Here is a 22,067-nt window from a genome sequence, read left to right as displayed (position 1 = left end):
CTCACGCGGTACCACTAAATCTCGATCGCTCCCGTTGCCAAGGACACCACAGCTGCGACGGCGCCGAGGAGAATCACTCCGAACAGCACCGCTTCGGCCGGCCGGAAAACACGAAGGCCTCGCTCGCGTCGCGCCTTGAAATAGAGCGCGGCCGCCGGTGCGTACAAGATGCAGGACAACAGCAGCTTGTCGACGCCTGCGGCGTAGACGAGAAACAGGGTGTACACCGTCGCCAGACCGGCGACCACCATGTCTGGGACAAGAGATTTTCGGTCCGTGTACGTCTCACGGGTTGCGGTCAGCTTCAGTGCGTACGCCGCGGCGAGGAGGTACGGAATCAGGGAGAGCGCGGCGGTCAGATCCAACATGAAATCGAGCGCGTCGGCGGCGAACAGCAATGCCACGAGTAGCAGTGACGTCAGCCCGGCGGCCATCGCGAGGGCGGTGACGGGCGCGCCGTGGCGGTTGGTGCGGGCCAGGAATCGCGGCATGTCATCGGACTTCGCCGGGATGTAAAGCACCTCTGCGGCCATCAGGGTCCACGCCAGGTATGCGCCCAGCACCGACACGATCACGCCGACGCGGATGAAGATCGAGCCCCAGTGCCCCACAACGGATTCCAGTACCGCCGCCATGGACGGCTGGCTGACACCGGCCAATTCGTCCTGCGGCATGACGCCGTACGAGACCAGTGTGACCAGAGCGAAAACACTGAGCACTCCGAGGAACCCGACGACAGTGGCGCGACCAACGTCCTCTCGCTTGCGCGCCATCCTCGAATACACGCTGGCGCCCTCGATACCCAGAAAAACAAACACCGTTATCAGCATGGTGCCGGTGGCCTGGTCCCAGATCGCGGCGAACGAGTAGCCCTCCGCTCCACCCCAAAAGTTGTCGGCGAACACATCGGCCTGGAACGCGATCGCCACGATCACGATGAACATCAGGATCGGGACCACTTTGGCGATGGTGACGATGTAGTTGATCACGACCGCATCCTTGACTCCGCGCATCACCAGAGACGCGAACAGCCACACGCCGATCGCCGACACCACCACGGCGACTACGGTGTCTCCGGCTCCGAACGCGGGCACCATCGCACTCATCGTCGCGGTGATCAGCACCCAGTACGAGGTATTCCCTGCACAGACTGACGCCCAGTACCCGATCGCCGAATTGAAGCCGACGTAATCGCCAAAACCCGCTTTGGCATAGGCGAAGATACCTGCATCAAGATCCGGCTTGCGTGTCGCTAGGCGTTGAAACACGAACGCCAACATCAGCATTCCGATGCCGGCGATCGTCCACGCGATAAGCGCCCCCAGCACGCCGGTTTCGGTGCCGAACCTGCGCGGCAGAAGAAAGACGCCGGATCCGATCATCGAGCCGACCACCATTGCGGTCAGAGTCGGCAGGCTGACCTTCGGATCGCTTTTCGGTGTGGTCGTTTCGAGATCGGTCATCGATCCACTCCTGACGGTCGACTAGAGGTCTGCCAGTATCTGCTGACGCTTGGCTGTGTACTCGTCGTCTGAGACTGCGCCGGTCGCACGGAGCGTTTCGAGTTCCTGCAAGCGCTGCGCGGTCGACGGTTCCGCAGGTGCCGCGGGATGCGACGGTGCCGCGGTTGCCGGCGCGGCGGGTGCGGGTGCTTGGGCGGCTGCGGCACGACGCACGACGGCCTGCACCTGTTGGCGAGCTGCGGGATTCGCGCGCAGGTCGATCATGTTGTTCAGCCCGATGTTGTTGGCCTTGAGGATCTGCAGGATTTCCATCAGCGGGCCGACCTGTCCACTGAGGTCGTAGGTTCTGTTGTCTTCGGCGATGGTGAAAGTTGCGGGCATCAGGCCGCTCACCAGACTGCTTCGTTCCCAGTCGATTTGATACTGGTTCGTCGTAGGGTCGACCAGCGCGACAAGCTTGCGGCTCGTGATCATCGGCAATCGCGAGATAGACGCGATCACTCGGTCCTGGCTGGCGAACGGTGCGATACCGGGCCCCGAGATCTGCAGATCGATCTTCACCAGCGGCTGTTCGTTGATCCGCGTTCCCGTCTCATGAATGCCGACGACCTGTGCGAGCGCCAGCACCCCGGTCTGCTCGAGAGCTTGCGTCTTGGCCGCCGATCGCGAGCCCATACCGACGATGGCCAAGGCGATCAGTACGTCCAGGACCGTGATGCCCAGACCTGCCCAGAGCATCCACTGCGTTGCCGGATGCGGGCCGACTACGAAGTAGATGGCCAGAAAAATCGGCCCGACGATTCCGCACAACAGCACGAACGCCTGAATTTTGACGTACCGCCAGAAAGTGGACATATGGCCAAGCTCCTAAGGGAAATGGTCCGCGCGTAGTTCGCGTGTCAGATTAGCCGGAAAACGAGTCTCGCGAGCCTTATCGTCGGGCGGTGACCACGGGTGACGACTCCGGGAATGCTGTGAAGTCCCGGTGGGTCCTGGCGGCGGTCTCGATGGCGCTGTTCTGCGTGCAAATCGATTACTTCGCGGCCAATCTCGCGTTGCCGCGGATGGCATCTGACCTTCACAGCACGCCGTCAGACCTGCAATGGGTGATCAGCGTCTACATGCTCACGCTGGGCGCCTTCATGGTTCCGGCGGGGCGAATCGGCGATATCTTCGGGCGACGCAGGGCGTTGATGACCGGAATCGCGCTGTTCGGTATCGCGTCCGCGCTGTGTGCGGTCGCGCCGTCGGTGCCGCTGATCGTCGCCTTCCGCGCGCTGCAGGGTCTCGGGGCCGCGCTGATCTTCCCGGTTTCGGTGAGCGTACTGACCAACGCCTTTCCCGCGGTCAGGGCCAGTCATGCGATCGGATTGGCTTACGGCATAGCGGGATTGGGTAACGCTGCGGGTCCGCTCATCGGCGGCCTGCTGACCGACACCGTCGGCTGGCGGTGGATCTTCTGGCTCAACGTTCCACTGACGATCGTGTCGCTGTCCCTGGGCGCGTGGAGCATCGACGAATCGTCGGACCGGTCCGTGCCGCGTCGCATCGACATCACGGGGCTGGCGTTGATCACGGTCGGAATCGGCTTGTTCACGTTGACATTTGACCGTGCGCCTCACTGGGGGTGGCTGTCGGCGCCGACGGCTGTCGCGTTTGCGGCGGCGTTGGCGGCCCTCGCACTCTTCGTAGTCGTCGAGAACCGCGTCGCATGGCCGCTCGTCGATCTGTCCCTGGTGCGCAATGCCCGGTTCGCGGTGTTGGTGATCGCGGGTGCCATCGCGAACATCGCCTATGCGGTGGCGATCTTCCTGTCGACGCTGAACTTGCAGCAGGTCCGTGCGCTCGACCCCTTGATGGCGGGCCTGGCATTCCTCGGCCCCTCGGCCGGTGCCGCGCTGGGCGGTGTGCTGTCCGGACGCCTCGCCGCCAAACGGCCACCGCTGTTGGTGATGGGGCTGACGAGTGTGGCTGCAGCAGTATCCCTGGTCGCGCTCGCCACCTCGGACGACTGGTTCGTCTACCTGCCCGCGTTGTCGGCGTGTGGGTTCACGCTGGGATTGGTGTATGCGTTCACGACCGTCGCGACTCAGGCCGTGGTCCGACCCGAACGGGCAGGCGAGGCCGCGGGCGTCACACTGACTGCGTTGGTGACCCTCGCCGGCGTCGGTGTCGCGGTGTCCGGGACGGTGCTGGAGATGCTCGAGCACGGCGGGCAGACTACGGCTGCAGCCATCGACGTCATCCTCGGTGTCCTCGCCGCACTGTTACTTACGGCCAGTGCGGTTGTGCTGTGGATCTCCCGAGCGCCTAGGGCGACGGTGCCGGGGCGCTGAGCGGAACGATCGGCTGCGCCTCGGGTGCCTGCGGTGCGGGAGCCTGCGCGTCCGGTCCGCCGAGCAGGAAATGCAGCGGAGCCGTCCAGTCCAGACCCGCGGTCCTGGCGTACCCGGTGTGGATGGCGACACCGCGTGCGTACGCCACCGAGGAATCGTCATCGTCGGGGTTGTAGTCACAGACCGCGTCGCCGAGATTGCAGACGCTGATCGTGCGGGCGCCCATGGCCGGCGTCAACGGCGCAGGCGCGTGCGCGAGGATCGGCCAGTCCTGTGCCGCACCCTTTCCGCGCTCCGGGATGCCGCTGGCCGTGCCGAGGTTCAATGTCGGATCCTCGGGCAGGCGGTCGCCGTCGGCGACCAACAGCACCGCGGCGAGGTTGGGGCTGGCCTCGAGTGCGTGCAGATTGCGGTGCACCACCATCGCACCCTGTGAATAGCCGGCCAGCACCACCTTGGATGCCGGACAGCGTTGGACAAACCCCTCGTATTGCTTGCCCAACGCCGCCGCACCGGCATCCACACTTCCGATGAAACCGAGCCACTCGCCCGCGCCGCCGTCTTCACCCGGCGCCTCGACGGCGGGATACTCGACTGCCTCGGCGGTCATGGTGCGACCGTCCTGCTGCACCTGGGCGGACAACTCCTGCAGGGACCGGTAGACCACGCGGCCCATTCCGTCGTTCTGCACCACCTCGACGGGCGTGCGCTCGCCGGAGCCCGCCGCGCCGATCCAGTGCACGTCGGGGCAGGCGGCCTGCGCCGAGGCTGTACCGGACAGACCGACGACTGCGGCACCGGCGAATACAGCGCACGCGAGTGTGGCGGCGGAACGGAACATGAAATCCATACCCTTCTGAGCCCCGACCAGGGCATACGCGAAATACATCGGCCAAGCGGCCGCAGGCGTTACAGGTCAGTTCTCATCAGGGGGGTGCAACCTCATGACCTTGGGTAACGTCGCCAACGTGGCCACAATGAAGATCGCCCGCATCCCCGCGGCGAATGCGAAGTTCGAAATCGTCGACGTCGAAATCCCGGAACCCGGCCCAAATCACGTCCGGGTCAAAGTCCACGCGTGCGGCGTCTGCCACTCCGACGTCCTGACCGTGATCGGCATGCTGGGCAACTCGTATCCGCGTGCGCCTGGCCACGAGGTCGCAGGCGTCGTCGATGCAGTCGGCGAGGGTGTCACGTCCTGGGCGGTCGGAGATCGCGTCGGCGTCGGCTGGTTCGGCGGCTGCGATTTCACCTGTGAACCTTGCAGGCGCGGTGACTTCATTTCGTGCGAGAACGCCCAAATTCCCGGCATCTCGTACGACGGCGGCTATGCGGAGTACATGGTGGCGCCTGCCGAGACCCTCGCCCGCATTCCCGACGACCTCGCCGACGTGGACGCCGCACCGCTGTTGTGCGCGGGCATCACGACATTCAACGCCCTCCGGGAATCCGTGGCTCGGCCGAGCGATCTCGTCGCGGTTCTCGGAGTCGGCGGCCTTGGACACCTCGGCATCCAGTTCGCGGCGAAGATGGGCTTCGAAGTAGCTGCCATCGCGCGCGGCAAAGACAAAGAACCGTTGGCCAAACAGCTTGGGGCACACCATTACATCGACTCCAAGGCGGTAGATGTCGCCGAGGAGTTGAACAAACTCGGCGGGGCACAGGTCGTCCTCGCCACCGTCACGGTGGCCGACGCGATGGCGGCGACGATCGGCGGTCTCAAAGCGCGCGGTCAGCTCGTCGTCGTCGGCGCGCCTGCCGAACCCATGGAGACACCGTTATCGCCGCTGATCTTCAAATCTGCTGCGGTGCAGGGTCATGCGTCCGGTACATCGCAGGATTCCGAAGACACGCTGCGCTTTTCGGCAATCACCGGCGTGCGGCCGATGATCGAGACAATGCCGCTGGCCGAGGCGCAGGCCGCCTTCGACAAGATGATGGACGGCGATGCCCGGTTCCGCATGGTGCTGACGATGGTCTAGCGATCTAGCGACCCACGCAAACGAAAGCGGCGCCCACCCGGAAGGGTGAGCGCCGCTTCGCAGCAGAATCAGATCACTTGTGGATCTTGGTGACTCGGCCGGCGCCGACGGTACGGCCGCCCTCGCGGATCGCGAAGCGCAGGCCCTCGTCCATGGCGACGGGCTGGATCAGCTTGACGGAGATGTCGGTGTTGTCACCGGGCATCACCATCTCGGTGCCCTCGGGCAGGGTCACCACGCCGGTCACGTCCGTGGTACGGAAGTAGAACTGCGGACGGTAGTTGTTGAAGAACGGCGTGTGGCGGCCACCCTCGTCCTTGGACAGGATGTAGACGCTGCCGTCGAACTCGGTGTGCGGGGTGGTGGTGCCGGGCTTGACCACAACCTGGCCACGCTCGACGTCCTCGCGCTTGATGCCACGAACCAGCAGACCGACGTTGTCGCCCGCCATGCCCTGATCGAGCAGCTTGCGGAACATCTCGACACCGGTGACGGTGGTCTTGGTGACGGTCGGACGGATGCCGACGATCTCGACCTCTTCGTTGACGTTGATCACGCCACGCTCGACACGGCCGGTGACGACGGTGCCACGACCGGTGATCGTGAAGACGTCCTCGACGGGCATCAGGAACGGCTTGTCGGTCTCGCGGACCGGGTCCGGGATCGACTCGTCGACGGCGTCCATCAGATCCTCGACGGACTTGACCCACTCCGGGTCACCCTCGAGGGCCTTGAGCGCCGACACCTTGATGACCGGTGCGTCCTCGTCGAACTCCTGGGCGGCCAGCAGTTCGCGGACCTCCATCTCGACGAGCTCGATGAGCTCCTCGTCGTCGACCATGTCGGCCTTGTTCAGCGCAACCAGGATGTAGGGCACGCCGACCTGACGGGCGAGCAGCACGTGCTCACGGGTCTGGGGCATCGGGCCGTCGGTCGCGGCGACCACCAGGATCGCGCCGTCCATCTGGGCGGCACCGGTGATCATGTTCTTGATGTAGTCCGCGTGGCCAGGCGCGTCGACGTGCGCGTAGTGGCGCTTGTCGGTCTGGTACTCCACGTGGGAGATGTTGATCGTGATGCCGCGCTGACGCTCCTCAGGCGCATTGTCGATCTGGTCGAATGCGCGCGACTCGTTCAACTCGGGGTACTTGTCGTGCAGAACCTTCGTGATTGCTGCAGTAAGCGTCGTCTTGCCGTGGTCAACGTGACCGATGGTCCCGATGTTGACGTGCGGCTTCGTCCGCTCGAACTTCGCCTTCGCCACTTCTGTGTCCTCCTGGACTTGTTGGTGCTTCTTCTATCTGAATCTGAAGCAGTGCTTGGATCTTTGCAGTTGTGTGGTCCCGCGAAAACAACGGGTCAGATTACTGACCTGTCGCCTTCGCGATGATCTCCTTCGACACGTTCGCCGGAACTTCAGCGTACGAGTCGAAAACCATGGAGTAGTTCGCCCGGCCCTGCGTCTTCGACCGAAGGTCGCCGACGTAACCGAACATCTCCGACAGCGGCACATGCGCCTTGACGACGCGGGCACCGGACCGCTCCTCCATGGCCTGGATCTGACCACGGCGGGAGTTCAGGTCGCCGATCACGTCGCCCATGTAGTCCTCGGGCGTCGTGACCTCGACGGCCATGATCGGCTCGAGGATCACCGGCTGTGCTTGGCCTGCAGCCTTTTTCAGCACCTGTGATCCCGCGACCTTGAACGCCATTTCCGAGGAGTCAACCTCGTGATACGCACCGTCGAGGAGGGTGACCTTGACGTTCACCAACGGGTAGCCGGCGAGCACGCCGTACTGCATGGCGTCCTGCGCACCAGCGTCCACCGACGGGATGTACTCGCGGGGGATGCGGCCACCGGTGACCTTGTTCTCGAACTCGTAGGTCGCACCGTCCTCGCCGGTGAACGGCTCGAGGGAGATGAGCACCTTCGCGAACTGACCGGAGCCACCCGTCTGCTTCTTGTGGGTGTACTCGACCTTCTCGACTGTGCGCCGGATGGTCTCCTTGTAGGCCACCTGCGGCTTGCCGACGTTGGCCTCGACCTTGAACTCGCGCTTCATGCGGTCCACCAGGATGTCCAGGTGAAGCTCGCCCATACCGCCGATGACGGTCTGGCCGGTCTCCTGATCCAGGTGCACCTTGAACGTGGGATCCTCTTCGGCCAGCTTCTGGATGGCCGTGCCGAGCTTTTCCTGGTCGCTCTTGGTCTTGGGCTCGATGGCCACCTCGATCACCGGATCGGGGAAGGTCATCGACTCGAGCACGACCTGATCGTTCGGATCCGACAGCGTGTCGCCGGTGGTGGTGTCCTTGAGCCCGATGACGGCGTAGATGTGCCCCGCGGAGGCCCGTTCGACCGGGTTCTCCTTGTTGGAGTGCATCTGGAACAGCTTGCCCAGCCGCTCCTTCTTGCCCTTGGTGGCATTGATGACCTGGCTGCCGGACTCGACAGTGCCCGAATAGACGCGGACGTAGGTCAGCTTGCCGAAGAACGGGTGCGTAGCGACCTTGAACGCGAGACCCGAGAACGGCTCATCGGTCGACGGCTTGCGCGTGACCTCCTCGTCCTCCTTGCCCGGGGGGTGTCCCACGGCCGGCGGCACGTCCAGCGGCGACGGCAGGTAGTCGATCACCGCGTCGAGCATGGGCTGAACACCCTTGTTCTTGAATGCGCTGCCGCACAGCACGAGGTAAGCCTCGGAGTTGATGGTCAGCTTGCGCAGAGCACCCTTGATCTCCTCGATCGACAGCTCCTCGCCGCCGAAGTACTTCTCGAGCAGCTTCTCGTCGGTCTCGGCGACCGCCTCGAGCAGCTTGGTGCGGTACTCGTCGGCCTTCTCAGCCAATTCGGCTGGGATGTCGACGGTTTCGTAGGTCTCACCGAGCTTGGTCTCGCCGCGCCAGACCTTGGCCTTCATCTCGACCAGGTCGACGATGCCCTCGAAGTCGCCTTCGGAGCCAACTGGCAGCTGAATCGGGATGACGTTGGCGCCGAGGCGCTCTTCCATCGTGCGCACGGAGAAGTAGAAGTCCGCCCCGATCTTGTCCATCTTGTTGACGAAGCAGATGCGGGGAACGTCGTACTTGTCGGCCTGGCGCCAAACCTGCTCGGACTGCGGCTCGACACCCTCCTTGCCGTCGAACACGGCAACGGCACCATCGAGAACCCGCAGGCTGCGCTCCACCTCAACGGTGAAGTCGACGTGCCCGGGGGTGTCGATGATGTTGATCTGGTTGTCGTTCCAGAAGCAGGTGGTAGCGGCGGAGGTAATGGTGATACCCCGCTCCTGCTCCTGCTCCATCCAGTCCATGGTGGCGGCGCCGTCGTGCACCTCACCGATCTTGTAGCTGATACCGGTGTAGTAGAGGATGCGCTCGGTCGTCGTCGTCTTACCCGCATCGATGTGCGCCATGATGCCGATGTTGCGGACCTTGGTCAGGTCGGTCAGCACGTCCTTCTGTGCCACGGCTAAATTCCCACTCTTTCGCTTGCTTCGGTTGCTGTCTTCAAAGCGCCTGCGGCAGCACTGCCGACTGGCGCGGAATCACCAGCGGTAGTGCGCGAAGGCGCGGTTGGCCTCGGCCATCTTGTGCACGTCCTCGCGTCGCTTCACAGCGGCACCCAGGCCGTTACTGGCGTCGAGGAGCTCATTCGCCAGGCGCTCGATCATGGTCTTTTCGCGACGTTGCTTGGAGAAACTCACCAGCCAGCGCAGGGCGAGGGTGGTCGAGCGGTCCGGACGGACCTCGACGGGCACCTGGTAGGTGGCACCGCCGACGCGACGGCTGCGGACCTCGAGGGCCGGCTTGACGTTGTCCATCGCCCGCTTGAGCGTGACGACCGGATCAGTACCGGTCTTCTCGCGAGCCTGTTCGAGCGCACCATAAACAATGCGTTCGGCCAGCGATTTCTTCCCGTCCAGCAGCACCTTGTTGACCAGCTGGGTGACCAGCTGCGACCCGTAGACCGGATCGTTGACCAACGGACGCTTGGGTGCAGGCCCCTTGCGCGGCATTAGCTCTTCTCCTTCTTGGCGCCGTAGCGGCTGCGCGCTTGCTTGCGGTTCTTCACGCCCTGAGTGTCGAGTGAGCCGCGGATGATCTTGTAGCGCACACCCGGCAGGTCCTTCACACGACCGCCACGCACGAGCACCATCGAGTGCTCCTGCAGGTTGTGGCCTTCGCCGGGGATGTAGGCGGTGACCTCAACCGCGCTCGTCAGCTTGACGCGCGCCACCTTGCGAAGTGCCGAGTTCGGCTTCTTCGGGGTGGTGGTGTACACGCGGGTGCACACGCCGCGGCGCTGCGGGCTGCCCTTGAGGGCCGCGGTCTTGACCTTGGCGATCTTGTCGCGGCGACCCTTACGGACCAGCTGCTGAATGGTTGGCATCTACCGGCTTTCTGTGTTGCTCGTGTGTCTCTAGGTCTTGCTTGAAGTCTTGCTAAAAGTCCCTGTACTGCAGTTATGTCCCGTTCGCGTACCCCGCGATCGGGTGTGTCGCATGCGCCCGCCGCGAAGATTTTCCTCTAGGCTTCGTGGACACGCGAATTGGCCCGGCGTGCAGGCATGCCTGCGACTAGAAGGACGCAAGCGCCTTATCTGCCAGGCACGATCGTCCACAATACCAGGATGGCGCGCGCCGACCAAACCCGTCCGTGAACGGCTAACCGCAGGTCACAGCGCCGGCGCCGACCGCCGCTCCATACCGGTCGCAAGCCGCATGACCATATCGCTGTAAACCGCGTCCGCGTCGATACCGTTCATCGCGCCGGTCATCTCCAACAGGACGAATCCGTGCATCGCCGACCAGAACTCCAGTGCGGCATAGAACGCGTTCTCACCGTTCAGTCCGTAGGAGCCGAGGACGGAGATCACCGGGGCCGCGGCCGCCCTCGTCGCCTCGGTGAATTCCGGGTCGTCACCTCCCAGCGGCATCCGGGTGAACGCGGAATACCGTCCCGGATGGTGGTGGGCATAGCTGCGATACGCACTTGCCATCGCCGTCACCGCGTCGTCGCGGGTGCGGCCCTGTCCGACAGTGTTGAGCATCTCGATGATGTCGCCGACCACTCGCATTCGCACAGTTCGGCGCAGGTCTTCAAGGCTGTGCACGTGGTTGTAGAGGGACGGGCCCTTCGTCCCGAGTTGAGTCGCGAGCGCATTGATCGTGAGCGCGTCCCATCCTTCGCGGTCCAGAAATGTCAGGGCCGCATTGACGATCGAGTCGCGGCTCAGTCTCGCCGGGCGCCTACCGGTGGTGCTCGGCGGCTGAGCTGCCATGTACGTCGCCCCTCCCGTTCGATTTCGGCGCATTCGCTCAGGGCAAAACTAACACCTCTAGTTTTTCCTGGTCAGTCTCCGTGGGTCGGTGTGTCAGTTGACCCGGTCTTGGCTCAGCTGGGCGAGCTGCTCGGTGACCGCACACAGATCCGGCAGCGTCGCCGGGTTCAACGTCTGGATCGACCACGTGATCACGTCGCCACCCTTGGCCACGTAAATGCTGCAGGCGTTGCCGTCGTAGGCCTTGAAACCCTTGTTGCCGTCCAGCGACAGCTCGGTCAGCGTGCGTCCGGCGCTTTTCTCCAGGGCCCGCTCGGTGTCCATATCGCTGCCGCGGTACCACCACGTCGAAATCCCCATGCCCGCGCCGACGGTGCCGAACACGGAGTTCTCCTGCCAGAAGCAGCCGGAGTCGCTGACGACGGACTTGGTGAACTGGGCCGGCCCGACGGCGGCGGTGATGTCAGCGTCGGTGATTCCGTTGCAGTCGCCGCTTCGGAAGCCCCCCGGGGTTCCCGCTGCGGTGGTCGGCGGCGCGGCGCTCTCCTCGGACGAGCCACAGCCGGCGGCGGCCGTCGCCACCAAAGCCATCGGCAGTGCCGCCGTCACCAACCACCGAACCGCTTGCCGCGCAGACACTACAAGTCCGATCGCAGGGTCGCAGACAGCAGCTTCTCGGCATCTGGGCACGGATCGGCGCTGTGGGAGTCGCCGCGGAATTGCACCCACCAGCTCAGCACGCCGGTGCCGGCCGCGGCCGTCGCCGAGCATGCCGCACCGGTGGTGTTGCGCCGGGCCAGAAACGCCTCGTGCCGTTCGACGTCCGCGTCGGTGATCGTCGCGCCGCGTTCGGTGGCAAGCTCCCGCTCGCGCTCGAGGCTGCCGGATTCGAACCAGGAGAACGTCACGTCGATGGTCCTATCGCCGCGCGTCAGCACGTACTGGCATACGGCGCCGCTATACGGGCGGACGATGTGATCGGCAGTCAACGTTTCCTGAACGGAACCGTCGAGCAGAAGTCCGCAGCGATCGTCGACATAGCCATAGCTACGCGTTGGATCGGGTACGGCCGGATGCGCCCGTCGCGCGGTACCGCTGACGGTCGAAGAACATCCTGCAACGATCGCCGCCACCGTGACCGCCGCGGCAGCAATCTGATTGACACGCCAACGCATCGCACATGACACGCTACCCAGCACCGTCACGAATAGCGACTTGGACGAACCCAGCCACCACCTGCGCGTGAGCCCGTACTCTCTCCCCCATGATGTGGAGTCTTGTGGCCCGGGCTGCGTCGGTATGCGCCGTCGCCCTGCCCGTCGCGATGACCGTCGGAGTTCCTGGCGCAAGTGCTCAACCGCCCGGCGTCTGCAACCCGTATCTGCGTCAGTGCGCCGGCAACGTCGTCGTGGGTGACGACGTCCAGGGCGACACCCACATCACCGGTAGCGGCATCAAGCAGACAATCGACTGCAACAACCGCACGCTGCTGGTGAACGGCGGCGGCAATGAAATCACCGCGTTGGGGACCTGCTGGGCGGTCACCGTCCAAGGCAACGCGAACCTCATCGTCGCCGACAACATCATCAACGACGTGACGGTGTACGGCTTCGACCAGACTGTGCTCTACAAGAACGGTGCACCGAAGGTCTGGGATCGCGGCCGCGAACTGGGCATGACGAACAACGTCCAGCGGCTGGTCGGATGATGCGCGCAACCGCCCTGGCCGCCGCCGTCGCCGCCGCCGCCATGGTGCTCGCGGGCTGCGGCTCGGAGAGCTCAGACACCAAGACACCGACGGCAACCGCCGGCAGCTCCGGCGCACAGGTCGAGGTCGGCAACACGATCAACTACGGATCCTTCGGCACCACCGCCGACATCGACTGCGCAGATGGCAAGTCGCTCAACATCGGTGGCTCCAACAACACGTTGACCGTCAAGGGCACGTGCGCCAACGTGAACATCGGCGGCGCCGACAACAAGGTCACGTTCGACCGCATCGACAAAGAGATCAGCGTCGTGGGCCTGAACAACACCGTGACCTATAAGGACGGCGAGCCGAAGGTCAACGACACCGGCTCGAACAACAAGATCGGCAAGGGCTAGCGTTTTCCGGGGCTAGGCGCTCGCGCCGTGCCTGCCCGCTCCCGCCGCGAATCGCGCGGCGCCCTCCAGTGATTCGGCGGCGACCTTCGACATGCTGCCGAACTCGAAGTCCATCGCGTCGGCTTCCGACTCCCCCCATTGATGGAGCATGGACAGGCGATCCGCGCGCATGCACTGCTGAGGCAACGCCGCGAGTTCGGCCGCAAGCTCCTCGGCTCGTTGCCGCGCTTCACCTTTCGGCACGACCCTATTGGCTAGGCCGATCGCATGCGCCTCGTGGGCCTCGACAGCGCGGCCGGTGAGGATGAGATCCATCGCCCGACTGTGCCCGATCAGCCTTGGCAGCCGCACCGTGCCACCGTCGATAAGCGGCACACCCCAGCGGCGGCAGAACACGCCCATGACCGCGTCCTCCTCGACCACCCGCATGTCGCACCACAACGCCAGTTCGAGACCGCCCGCGACCGCGTAGCCACTCACCGCGCCGATCACCGGCTTCGACAGCACCATCCGGCTCGGCCCCATCGGTCCGGGGCCACTGCGGTGGACGGGATTGGCGTCCTGAGTTCCGAAGGCCTTGAGATCGGCTCCGGCACAGAATGTTCCGTTGTCACCCCAGAGCACCGCGACGGCGGCCGAGTCGTCCTTGTCGAACTCGTCGAACGCCGCATACAGGCCCGCGGCTGCCGGTCCGTTGACAGCGTTGCGGGCCTCGGGCCGATTCATGATGACCGTCGTCACCGAACCGTTCTTCTCGACTCGCACGCCACCTGTCATGTCGCCTCCATCAGTTCGTTGTCGCGCCGTGAAATCAACTCCGCGGCGAATTCGTTGTACGCATCGCGCAAAGCTTTACCTGGCCACTCGTCGGGCAGCAGCTCGGGCGGCAGCACCGGATCGGTGAGCAGGTGTCGCACCATCGCGGCCGCGGTGACGAACTGCCCGGGAACGTCAGCGGCCGAGTTCATTCCGTCGAGCAACTCACGGCCTGTACGAGCCCAACCGGACAGGTCCCACAGCTGCGCGGCGAGTTCAACGGGATCGTCATCACGGGAGTGCAACACCCTGCCTCGGTTCAGCACGTCATCCGGCAGCGTCCCGTCGAGGTTGTCGGGACGCATCCATACGCCTTCCCGGAGCTCGCTGAACCTGTTGTGCTGCAGGGCGGTCCGCAGGGCGGCACGTGTGCGGGCGTCCGTGCCGATACTCGTGATCACCAGGGTCTTCCACGTGCCGTCCCACGTTCGCAGCTGGGGGTTGATCGCGTCGTCCTGGCGTCGCTGCCTGGCCATCAGACGATCGGACAGCCGGTATCCGTCCTGCGACCGCACGAGGTCGCCCCCGCTCACCATCCTGGTCAACGCCACCCGCACTGTGGGCTCTTTGATGTCGAAATCAGCGGTGAGCCTGATGAGTTCACTCGCGGTCGCCCACGCCGGATGCGCCCCGAGGAGCACGCTCAGCACGACCGAGCGTGCTGTCATCCGCGAGGGCAACGACATTGTCAGACCCCGGACGCCTTTCGACCGTGGTCACCGAATGGCTCGTCACGCTGGCGGACGGCCTCCCGGAAACCGTGTTCGCGGGACTGCGCGACGAACTCATGTCCTTCCGGGGTGTGCCGGGCGATGCCGTCGAAGATCGTCGACAGCATAGCGCTGTTGGCGGTGCCCTGATTGAGCAGCGCGGAGTTCATGGCGAGCTTCACCATGATCAGCTGATTGATCGGGACGGCCGCAATGCGTTCGACCAGTCGCTCTGTGCGTTCGTCGAGATCCTCCGGAGCGGGCGCCTCCACCGCGAGCCCCCATTCGGCGGCTTGGGCGCCCGTGATCGAATCACCAGTCAGCAGAAGACGTTTGGCACGCTGATCGCCGAGGCGGTGCGCCCACATCCCGGCGGCGGGCACACCCCAGACGCGGGTGGGCGGGTACCCGATCTTGGCATCTGCGGCCGCGATCACCTGATCGGCGTGCAGCGCGATGTCGGTTCCGCCCGCCACGCAGTAGCCGTGGATCTTCGCGACCGTCGGCTTGTCGGCGTGCAGCAGGCTGGAGAACCCGCGAACGAAACGGCTCATCATCTGGTAATCGATCATCGGGTCCCACGGCTGATCGGGCAGATGATTGATGGCCTGCGTCTTACCCGACAGCACGGTGTCCTGGTAGGGACTGCCGCCACCCGCCGACGAGGAGCCCTCCGCATAGGCGGACAAATCGAAACCCGCGCAAAAGCCTTCGCCGCGACCGGAAACGAGTATCACGTGCACGTTGGGGTCGAGGTCAGCGCGTTCGACGAGCGCGGACAACTCCAACGGTGTGTCCGCGACGATTGCGTTGCCCTTCTCGGGCCGGTTGAACGTGATGCGGGCAACCCGATCGGTGACCTCATAGGTCATCGTCTTCAGGTTGTCGAAATCAACGGGCCGAATCGCGTGCGTCATCCTTTGACCATCGCACGCTCGAGAATCGGCGTGAGATCCAGACCGGTGGGCAGCGTTCCGAATGCGCCGCCCCACTGGCCGCCCAGCCGCGTCGCGAGAAACGCTTCGGCAACCGCGGGGTGACCGTGGCGCACCAGCAGCGAGCCCTGCAATGCGAGGCTGATGTCCTCGGCGACCTTGCGGGCGCGGTACTGGATGGTCTCGAGATCCCCAAGTTCGGGGCGCAGCGCTTCGACGGCGGCATCCAGCCTCCGATCCTGGCCGGCGGTTCGGGAGAGTTCGTCGAACAGCACGTCGACGCATTCTGGCCGGGTTGCCATGGCGCGCAACGTGTCCAGCGCGCTGACGTTGCCCGACCCCTCCCAGATACCCATCAGAGGTGCCTCACGGTAAAGCCTTGGCATACCGGATTCCTCGACGTAGCCGTTGCCGCCAAGGCACTCCATTGCTTCGGCGGCATGCGGAGTGGCGCGCTTACATACCCAGTACTTGCCCGCCGCCAAACCGATGCGGCGCAGCAACGTCTCACGCTCGTCACCGCGCACTGCGGCATCGGTGGCGCCGGCCATGCGCATCGCGAGGATGGTTGCCGCCTCGGCCTCCACGGCCAGGTCGGCCAGCACGTTACGCATCAGCGGCTGATCAATCAGATACTCGCCGAACGCCTTTCGGTGCTGTGCGTGATGGATCGCGCGGGCCAGACCGCTGCGCATACTGGTCGCGCTACCCAGAGTGCAGTCCAGTCGGGTGAGGTTCACCATTTCGATGATGGTCGGAACGCCGCGGCCTTCCTCACCGACGAGCCACGCGGTCGCGCCGTCGTATTCGACCTCACTGGACGCGTTGGCGTGATTGCCGAGCTTGTCCTTGAGGCGCTGCAGAAACATCCGGTTGCGGCTGCCGTCGGGCAGGATTCGCGGCAAGAAGAAGCAGCTCAAACCTTTCGGCGCTTGCGCGAGAACCAGGAAGATGTCGCACATCGGCGCCGACGTGAACCACTTGTGGCCGGTCAGGCGGTAGCTTCCATCGCCGTTGGGAACTGCCTGCGTGGTGCCGGCCCGCACATCGGAACCGCCCTGCTTCTCGGTCATCGACATGCCCGCGGTGATACCGGCTTTCGTCGACGGCACGTTCAGCTCGGGGTCGTACTGACGGCTGGTCAGCAGAGGCTCGTAGCGGGCGGCGAGTTCGGTGTTGTTGCGCAGCGCGGGCACCACGGCGTACGTCATCGAGATCGGGCACACGTGTCCCGGTTCGGGCGTCCACACCGACATCTTGGCCGCACGCACGACGTGAGCGCCGGCGCGGTCGTCGGCCCAGGGCGCGGCGTGCAGACCGTGGCCGACCGCCGCAGTCATCAGTTCGTGGTACGCGGGGTCGTACTCGACCTCGTCGACGCGGTGCCCGTACCGGTCGTGCGTGCGCAGGATCGGCTGGTTTCGGTCGGCGAGCTCACCCCAGCGCTGCGCCTGCTTGGAGCCCGAGAGCGCACCGAGATCGGTGACCTCGTCGAGGCCCCACTCGCCGCCTTCGCGGATCAGCGCCTCGGTCAGAACCGGGGACGTGGCGGGGTTGTAGTCCTCCAGCAGCGGGACCTGATTGGTGACGACGTGCGTGTCTGACATGCCGCCGATATTACACTTTTACGACAGTCGAAAAATAGTCGTAATATCAGGCGGGTAGCGGTTCCGATCGGCGTCGCGCCCGGCGTGCTTCATGGCGGTTGAGCACGAGGATCACCACGATGGCCAGCGCCCAGCCGAGCAGAATATCGATGACGTAGTGCTCGGCGGTGTACACCAACGTGAATGCCATGACCAGCGGATAAATCACCAGAACCGGTCGCCAGCCCCGGTGCACCCGGTTCCACAGGAACATCGCAACAGCGGCGGTCATGCCGGCGTGCAGCGATGGAATCGCCGCCACGAGGTTGACGCTCGCCTGGCCCTGATCGAGTAGCGCCGTCGCCGAATGCAGGTTCAGGTTTCCCCAGCCGCGGCCGACGATCCGTTCGATCCAGTTGTTCGCGCCGTCCTGCGTGGATTGCATCGCGCCCAGCAGGCCGCCGTCGGGCACACCGCGAGCCGACTTGAACATGCACCGCGGGTTCGCGGGACCGCCGGCGACGTCGGTCGAAGTACAGCGGGCGGCCGCCCATGGCGGTGCAGCCGGCAGGGTCGCGTAGATCGCCAACCCCACGACGTTGAGCCCGACGAACAGCTTGACGAACGACTTCCATTCCTCGCGATCACGCAGCCAGAGCACCGCCGCGACGACGTAGGGAAGGATGAAGAACGACATGTAGACGCTGCTGATGACCACTTCCCACCAGGGCGGGTGCGGCATTTTCAGCTGCTCCTGCAGCCACACGGTCGGCATCGTCCCGGAGAACAGCCAGCGGTCGGCGTCGGCCGGCCACTCCCACAGCGTCGGCCGGCCGATCATGTCGGCCGCTCCCCTGCTCAGGTCGTAGGCGATGAGCACCAGCGCGAAGGGCAGCCAGTCCCTGATGATGTACAGCATCCGGCGGCCCTGACCGATGCTGGCTGCGGCGAGACCCGTGCAGACGTAGAGCAGCACGAGCTCGCGGTTGAACGCGAAGCCGTCGGTCGCGGTGCGATAGATGATGGCCGCCGCCCAGATGATGACGGCGGTCCACCGCACGATGCGCAGCCATGGAACAGAGCGACCTGGCGGAGGAGAAGGCTCGACTGTCTCGAGAGCGCGCGGCGGCGCGATTGACGACTCGTCAATGGCGGACACTGAAGGCCTCTCGGGTGCCGGTCGGCGATCGGTACCGCCTGTTCCCGTCGGAAAGCCTAGTTAACCGCCAGTCCACCCGAAATTTGAATCGAGTATTTGTTACTTCGCCGTGCCCCTTTGGCCGGTCAGCCCAGGTGCTCGCGCAGGAATGCGATGTCGTCCTTTCGGCCTGCGTCGGAGGTCTCGCAGATGACCGGGGCGTCGGCGGCTCCGACCACCGCGACGAGCAACTGCGGGTCGATCTGACCGGTACCGAAGTTGGCGTGCCGGTCGGCGCCCGACCCCGCGGCGTCGCGGGAGTCGTTGCAGTGCACCAGGTCGATGCGGCCGGTGAGCGCCTTGATGCGGGCGACGGCGTCGATCAGCTCTTCGCCCGCGGCCCAGGCGTGGCAGGTGTCCAGGCAGAAACCGATGCCGGTGTCCCCGATGCGGTCCCACAGCCGGCCGATGACGTCGAAGTGCCGGGCCATCGCGTGGTCGCCACCCGCGGTGTTCTCGAGGTACACCTGCATATCGGTCTCGAGGTAGTCGAGCGCCTTCACCCAGCGTTCGAAGCCGGCCTCGTAGTCATTGTCGTCGGCGTGACCGCCGTGCACGATGACCGCGGTCGCGCCGATTTCCGATGCCGCGTCGCAGGTGTCCTGCAGGATCTTGCGCGACGGGATGCGCACGCGGTTGTTGGCCGAGGCGACGTTGATCAGATACGGCGCGTGGACATAAAGCGGCATGCTGGCGGCCTTGAGAACGTCGGCGTCCTCACGCGGCTTGGGCTTCTTCCAGCTCTGCGGATTGCCGAGGAAGAACTGCACGACGTCAGCGCCGTCCGCGGCGGCGTCGGCCAGGGGGTCATCTCCGTGAACATGGGAACCGATAAGCACGACCCGAGTTTAAGCGCGTGGGCCGACACGCGACTCACCCCCACGTCTGGCGGACGGCCTGCCGGTCGACCGCTTTCGCCAACCGCCTGAGCCTCTCTCGCGCTACCCACCAATTGATCAGCAGCCAGATCGCCATCAGCTCACATAGCGACGCGATCACCCAGTGGTAGCCGTTTCGGCCGGCCGCGATCGCCGCGATCCCGAGCACGGTGAAGAAGCCCGCCAGCATCGCCCTGGCCCAGTTCTCCTGGCGTGAACCCGCCAGTCGCCGGTGCCACAGTTCGGGCTCGATGTCGGCGGGCATCTCGCCGGTCCGCAAGGTCCGGTGGTACTCCAGGTACTTGTCGTAGGAGGCGAAGTTGCGGCGCAGATCCCGGTCCTCACCGAGCAACGCCCACGCGAGGCCGACCAGCGCAGCCAGGCCGGCGGCGACGTCGAGACGCATGATCCACGGCCCGCCGAACGCGAGGGTGCCGAGGTCGACGAGCAACAGCACCAGGAACGCAACTACCGACCACATCAGGAAGCTCGAGGCGAGACGCCCCGCGAGCGGCATCTCGAAAGTGTTCTCCGTCATCACGGTCTTCGACGTCGGAGTGGTCGCGGCAGGGCGTACCGACGCGCGGCGCCGCTGCACGGCGGCGGTCAATTGCTTGATCGCCGCGGCCCTGCGGACCAGAACAGTGGCGCCCCATCCGAGCAGCAGGGTGAACAGCGCAACGGGCACCCAGCGGTAGGGCGACCGGCTGTCGAGGCTGACCAACAAGCCGAACATCACGAACGGGAAGCCGCACAGCGCCCCTACGCCGACGGCGGCCTCACTGCCGCGCAGCCAGCGCGCCCATACGTCGACCTCGGCGCCCTCTGGCAGCTTCCCGGTCCGCAGTGCGCGCCGGTACACCGACATCCGATCCACGGTGTCGAACTTGCTGTGCAGGCGATAGTCGGCGGCCGCGACGACTGCGGATCCGAATGCGCACGCGATGCCGACGGGCAGCGCTAGTGCGGCCGCGTTCTCCGGAGTCGGGAGCCGCAGCATGAGTCCTAGGTACGCCAGCCACCCGACGCCGATGGCTGCGGCGCGCACGATCAGCGGCAGCCGGAACCACGTCGTCATCCGTCGAGTGTGGCCGATGAGTTCTGTCCCCGCTTCGGGTCTACCCGGTTATGCGCAACGACGTCTGGCCGCTGGTGCACGCCGAGCGTGCGGCCTTGATCGATGACCTCACTGGCCTCGACAACGCCGCATGGGAGAAGCCCTCGCTCTGCGGGGGGTGGACCGTGCACGACGCGGTGGCACATCTGGTCGACGTCGCGCGCTCGACGCGGCTCGGTTTCGCGGTCGACATGGTGCGCGCCGGCTTCGACTTCGACCGGCAGAACGCGCGCGGCATCGACCGCGCGCGCGGTGGTTCACCCGACGAGACACTGCAGCGGCTCCGCGAGGCGGCGGCGCGGACGTCGACCCCCATCGCGCCGCTGGACACCCGGCTCGTGGAAGAGGTCGTGCACGGCGAGGACATCCGCAGGCCGCTGGGCATCAAGCACACCTATGCGCAGGAGGCAGTTGTCCGGTCGCTGCGCCAACAGGTTCGAACCTCAACGGCTTTCGGCGGCGCCAAGGAACTCGTCGCCGGTGTACGGCTGGTCGCGACGGATGCGGATCTCACCATCGGCGACGGTCCCGAGGTAGCCGGGCCCGCACTGGCGCTGTTGTTGACGGTGTCCGGACGGCCCGTGACCGGCAGGGAGCTCGACGGGCCGGGTCTCGCAACGCTCACGTCTGCGTGGTGAGCAAGAACGCCAAGAAGGCCACATAGGCAGCGACCATCACGCCGCCCTCGAACCGAGTGACGCGCCGTCCGGTGATGAAGATCGGGATGCAGATCAGCGTGGCGGCCACCATGATCGGGATGTCGACGCGTACCAGTTCGGGCGGTAATTGGAGGCCATGCGGGGGCACCAGGCAGGTGACTCCGAGGATCAGCAGGATGTTGTAGATGCTGCTGCCGAGCAGATTCCCGATGGCGATGTCACGCTCGCCGCGCAGCGTGGAGACGACGGTCGTCACCAACTCCGGTGCCGTGGTTCCGATCGCGACGACGGTGAGGCCAATGAGCGCATCGGAGACGTTGAATCCGCGAGCCAGGCCGACGGCCGCGTCGACCAACCATTGTGCGCCGAGCACGATCACCGCGATGCCGCCGAGCATCATGCCCACGTGTAGTGGCGTGCGGCCGCCACTCGCCGCAACGGGTGGATAGGTGTGGTCGAATTCGGCTGCGGCGTCGCGGGTCTCACGCCGCGCGGCCCACACCACCGCGCCGGTGTAGACGATCGCACCCGTCACCAGAATGACGCCGTCGACGCGCGACAGGCCGCCGTCGGCCGCGAGCACCCACAGCAGGATGGCCACCCCCGCCATCACCGGCAGCTCCGCGCGAAGCGTGCGCATCTCGATGGCCAGCGGCAGGATCAGCGCGCTCAGCCCGAGCACGAACATCAGGTTGATCACGTTGGCGCCCGCGATGTTGCCGACCGCGAGCGCACCGCTGCCTTCAGATGCCGAGACCACGCCGATCGCCATCTCGGGCATGCTGGTCCCGATCGCGACGATCGTCAGGCCGACGATGATTGGGCTGACTCCGAGCCGCGAAGCGATTTTCGTGGCACCCCGCACCATGACCTCGGCGCCCGCGACGAGAGCCGCCAGGCCGGCGAGGAACCACAACGCGTTTGCCAACACGTCGTCGAGTGTCGGCTTGTGTCACGCACAGCGCGCGAAAACGTGCAACAACCCGACACTCGAGCA

General features: G+C 65.3%; 23 protein-coding genes. 5 read left to right on the top strand and 18 right to left on the bottom strand.

Features of this window, described 5'->3' with window-relative positions; all coding sequences use genetic code 11:
• Positions 1-14: 14 nt before the first annotated feature.
• Both ACIA48_RS17350 and ACIA48_RS17345 read right to left on the bottom strand, forming a co-directional pair.
• The gene (locus ACIA48_RS17350; protein ID WP_396733845.1) at positions 15-1,463 is read right to left on the bottom strand and encodes a basic amino acid/polyamine antiporter; all 1,449 of its coding nucleotides are present in this window, start codon (positions 1,461-1,463) and stop codon (positions 15-17) included.
• A gap of 21 nt (positions 1,464-1,484) precedes the next feature.
• Complete coding sequence (locus ACIA48_RS17345) at positions 1,485-2,318, bottom strand: SHOCT domain-containing protein (RefSeq protein ID WP_396733842.1); 834 nt, start codon at positions 2,316-2,318, stop codon at positions 1,485-1,487.
• Between the two features lie 89 nt (positions 2,319-2,407).
• Between ACIA48_RS17345 and ACIA48_RS17340 the strand changes: the two genes are divergently transcribed.
• On the top strand, positions 2,408-3,799 hold the full coding sequence (locus ACIA48_RS17340) for an MFS transporter (RefSeq protein ID WP_396733839.1): 1,392 nt from the start codon (positions 2,408-2,410) through the stop codon (positions 3,797-3,799).
• On the opposite strand, the gene ACIA48_RS17335 is transcribed toward ACIA48_RS17340, so the two are convergent.
• Complete coding sequence (locus ACIA48_RS17335; RefSeq protein ID WP_396733838.1) at positions 3,774-4,640, bottom strand: cutinase family protein; 867 nt, start codon at positions 4,638-4,640, stop codon at positions 3,774-3,776. The genes ACIA48_RS17340 and ACIA48_RS17335 overlap by 26 nt on opposite strands.
• A gap of 103 nt (positions 4,641-4,743) precedes the next feature.
• On the opposite strand from ACIA48_RS17335, the gene ACIA48_RS17330 reads away from it, so the two are divergent.
• Entirely contained in the window at positions 4,744-5,781 is a 1,038-nt protein-coding gene (locus tag ACIA48_RS17330) for an alcohol dehydrogenase (RefSeq protein ID WP_396733835.1), read from the top strand.
• 73 nt (positions 5,782-5,854) lie between these two features.
• Here ACIA48_RS17330 and tuf read toward each other — a convergent pair whose 3' ends face one another.
• The 7 genes from tuf to ACIA48_RS17295 form a co-directional block, all read right to left on the bottom strand.
• Positions 5,855-7,045 carry an elongation factor Tu gene (gene tuf / locus ACIA48_RS17325; protein ID WP_014209178.1) on the bottom strand — a complete coding sequence of 397 codons (1,191 nt, stop codon included), beginning with the start codon at positions 7,043-7,045 and terminating at the stop codon, positions 5,855-5,857.
• Positions 7,046-7,145: 100 nt separating this feature from the next.
• On the bottom strand, positions 7,146-9,251 hold the full coding sequence (gene fusA / locus ACIA48_RS17320) for an elongation factor G (protein WP_396733831.1): 2,106 nt from the start codon (positions 9,249-9,251) through the stop codon (positions 7,146-7,148).
• A gap of 78 nt (positions 9,252-9,329) precedes the next feature.
• Entirely contained in the window at positions 9,330-9,800 is a 471-nt protein-coding gene (rpsG, locus tag ACIA48_RS17315; protein WP_396733828.1) for a 30S ribosomal protein S7, read from the bottom strand.
• Positions 9,800-10,174 (bottom strand): 30S ribosomal protein S12, encoded by a 375-nt coding sequence (gene rpsL / locus ACIA48_RS17310; RefSeq protein WP_014209181.1) that lies wholly within the window; start codon positions 10,172-10,174, stop codon positions 9,800-9,802. The genes rpsG and rpsL overlap by 1 nt, the downstream gene beginning before the upstream one ends.
• Before the next feature lie 285 nt (positions 10,175-10,459).
• Complete coding sequence (locus ACIA48_RS17305; RefSeq protein ID WP_396733824.1) at positions 10,460-11,065, bottom strand: TetR/AcrR family transcriptional regulator; 606 nt, start codon at positions 11,063-11,065, stop codon at positions 10,460-10,462.
• A gap of 93 nt (positions 11,066-11,158) precedes the next feature.
• The gene (locus ACIA48_RS17300) at positions 11,159-11,656 is read right to left on the bottom strand and encodes a DUF3558 domain-containing protein (RefSeq protein WP_396735046.1); all 498 of its coding nucleotides are present in this window, start codon (positions 11,654-11,656) and stop codon (positions 11,159-11,161) included.
• 47 nt (positions 11,657-11,703) lie between these two features.
• On the bottom strand, positions 11,704-12,240 hold the full coding sequence (locus ACIA48_RS17295) for a DUF3558 domain-containing protein (RefSeq protein WP_396733822.1): 537 nt from the start codon (positions 12,238-12,240) through the stop codon (positions 11,704-11,706).
• Between the two features lie 89 nt (positions 12,241-12,329).
• On the opposite strand from ACIA48_RS17295, the gene ACIA48_RS17290 reads away from it, so the two are divergent.
• Both ACIA48_RS17290 and ACIA48_RS17285 read left to right on the top strand, forming a co-directional pair.
• A complete protein-coding gene (locus ACIA48_RS17290) occupies positions 12,330-12,773 on the top strand; it encodes a DUF3060 domain-containing protein (RefSeq protein WP_396733821.1) in 444 nt (147 codons plus the stop codon).
• Positions 12,770-13,171 carry a DUF3060 domain-containing protein gene (locus ACIA48_RS17285; RefSeq protein WP_396733819.1) on the top strand — a complete coding sequence of 134 codons (402 nt, stop codon included), beginning with the start codon at positions 12,770-12,772 and terminating at the stop codon, positions 13,169-13,171. The genes ACIA48_RS17290 and ACIA48_RS17285 overlap by 4 nt, the downstream gene beginning before the upstream one ends.
• A gap of 12 nt (positions 13,172-13,183) precedes the next feature.
• On the opposite strand, the gene ACIA48_RS17280 is transcribed toward ACIA48_RS17285, so the two are convergent.
• The 7 genes from ACIA48_RS17280 to ACIA48_RS17250 all read right to left on the bottom strand — a co-directional run bounded on the left by ACIA48_RS17280 (position 13,184) and on the right by ACIA48_RS17250 (position 20,372).
• On the bottom strand, positions 13,184-13,948 hold the full coding sequence (locus tag ACIA48_RS17280; RefSeq protein WP_396733817.1) for a crotonase/enoyl-CoA hydratase family protein: 765 nt from the start codon (positions 13,946-13,948) through the stop codon (positions 13,184-13,186).
• Positions 13,945-14,673, bottom strand: a complete 729-nt coding sequence (locus tag ACIA48_RS17275; protein ID WP_396733814.1) for a PaaX family transcriptional regulator C-terminal domain-containing protein — start codon at positions 14,671-14,673, stop codon at positions 13,945-13,947. The genes ACIA48_RS17280 and ACIA48_RS17275 overlap by 4 nt, the downstream gene beginning before the upstream one ends.
• Positions 14,674-14,675: 2 nt before the next feature.
• Entirely contained in the window at positions 14,676-15,614 is a 939-nt protein-coding gene (locus tag ACIA48_RS17270; protein WP_396733811.1) for a crotonase/enoyl-CoA hydratase family protein, read from the bottom strand.
• The gene (locus ACIA48_RS17265; RefSeq protein WP_396733809.1) at positions 15,611-17,239 is read right to left on the bottom strand and encodes an acyl-CoA dehydrogenase family protein; all 1,629 of its coding nucleotides are present in this window, start codon (positions 17,237-17,239) and stop codon (positions 15,611-15,613) included. The genes ACIA48_RS17270 and ACIA48_RS17265 overlap by 4 nt, the downstream gene beginning before the upstream one ends.
• 46 nt (positions 17,240-17,285) lie before the next feature.
• A complete protein-coding gene (locus ACIA48_RS17260; protein ID WP_396733806.1) occupies positions 17,286-18,377 on the bottom strand; it encodes a phosphatase PAP2 family protein in 1,092 nt (363 codons plus the stop codon).
• Positions 18,378-18,502: 125 nt separating this feature from the next.
• The gene (locus ACIA48_RS17255) at positions 18,503-19,255 is read right to left on the bottom strand and encodes a deoxyribonuclease IV (RefSeq protein WP_396733803.1); all 753 of its coding nucleotides are present in this window, start codon (positions 19,253-19,255) and stop codon (positions 18,503-18,505) included.
• Positions 19,256-19,289: 34 nt separating this feature from the next.
• Entirely contained in the window at positions 19,290-20,372 is a 1,083-nt protein-coding gene (locus ACIA48_RS17250) for a hypothetical protein (RefSeq protein WP_396733800.1), read from the bottom strand.
• Positions 20,373-20,422: 50 nt separating this feature from the next.
• Between ACIA48_RS17250 and ACIA48_RS17245 the strand changes: the two genes are divergently transcribed.
• Positions 20,423-21,049, top strand: a complete 627-nt coding sequence (locus tag ACIA48_RS17245; RefSeq protein WP_396733797.1) for a maleylpyruvate isomerase family mycothiol-dependent enzyme — start codon at positions 20,423-20,425, stop codon at positions 21,047-21,049.
• Here the strand turns inward: ACIA48_RS17245 and ACIA48_RS17240 are convergent.
• Positions 21,033-22,001, bottom strand: coding sequence for a calcium/sodium antiporter (locus ACIA48_RS17240; RefSeq protein ID WP_396733794.1), 969 nt, complete (start codon positions 21,999-22,001; stop codon positions 21,033-21,035). The genes ACIA48_RS17245 and ACIA48_RS17240 overlap by 17 nt on opposite strands.
• Positions 22,002-22,067 lie beyond the last annotated feature (66 nt).

Origin of the sequence: Mycobacterium sp. NPDC051804, from assembly GCF_044452905.1 — a bacterium.
In the GTDB taxonomy this organism is placed as follows: domain Bacteria; phylum Actinomycetota; class Actinomycetes; order Mycobacteriales; family Mycobacteriaceae; genus Mycobacterium.
Note: the sequence above shows the minus strand (reverse complement) of the source record. Positions and strands in the feature narration are given on the sequence as shown.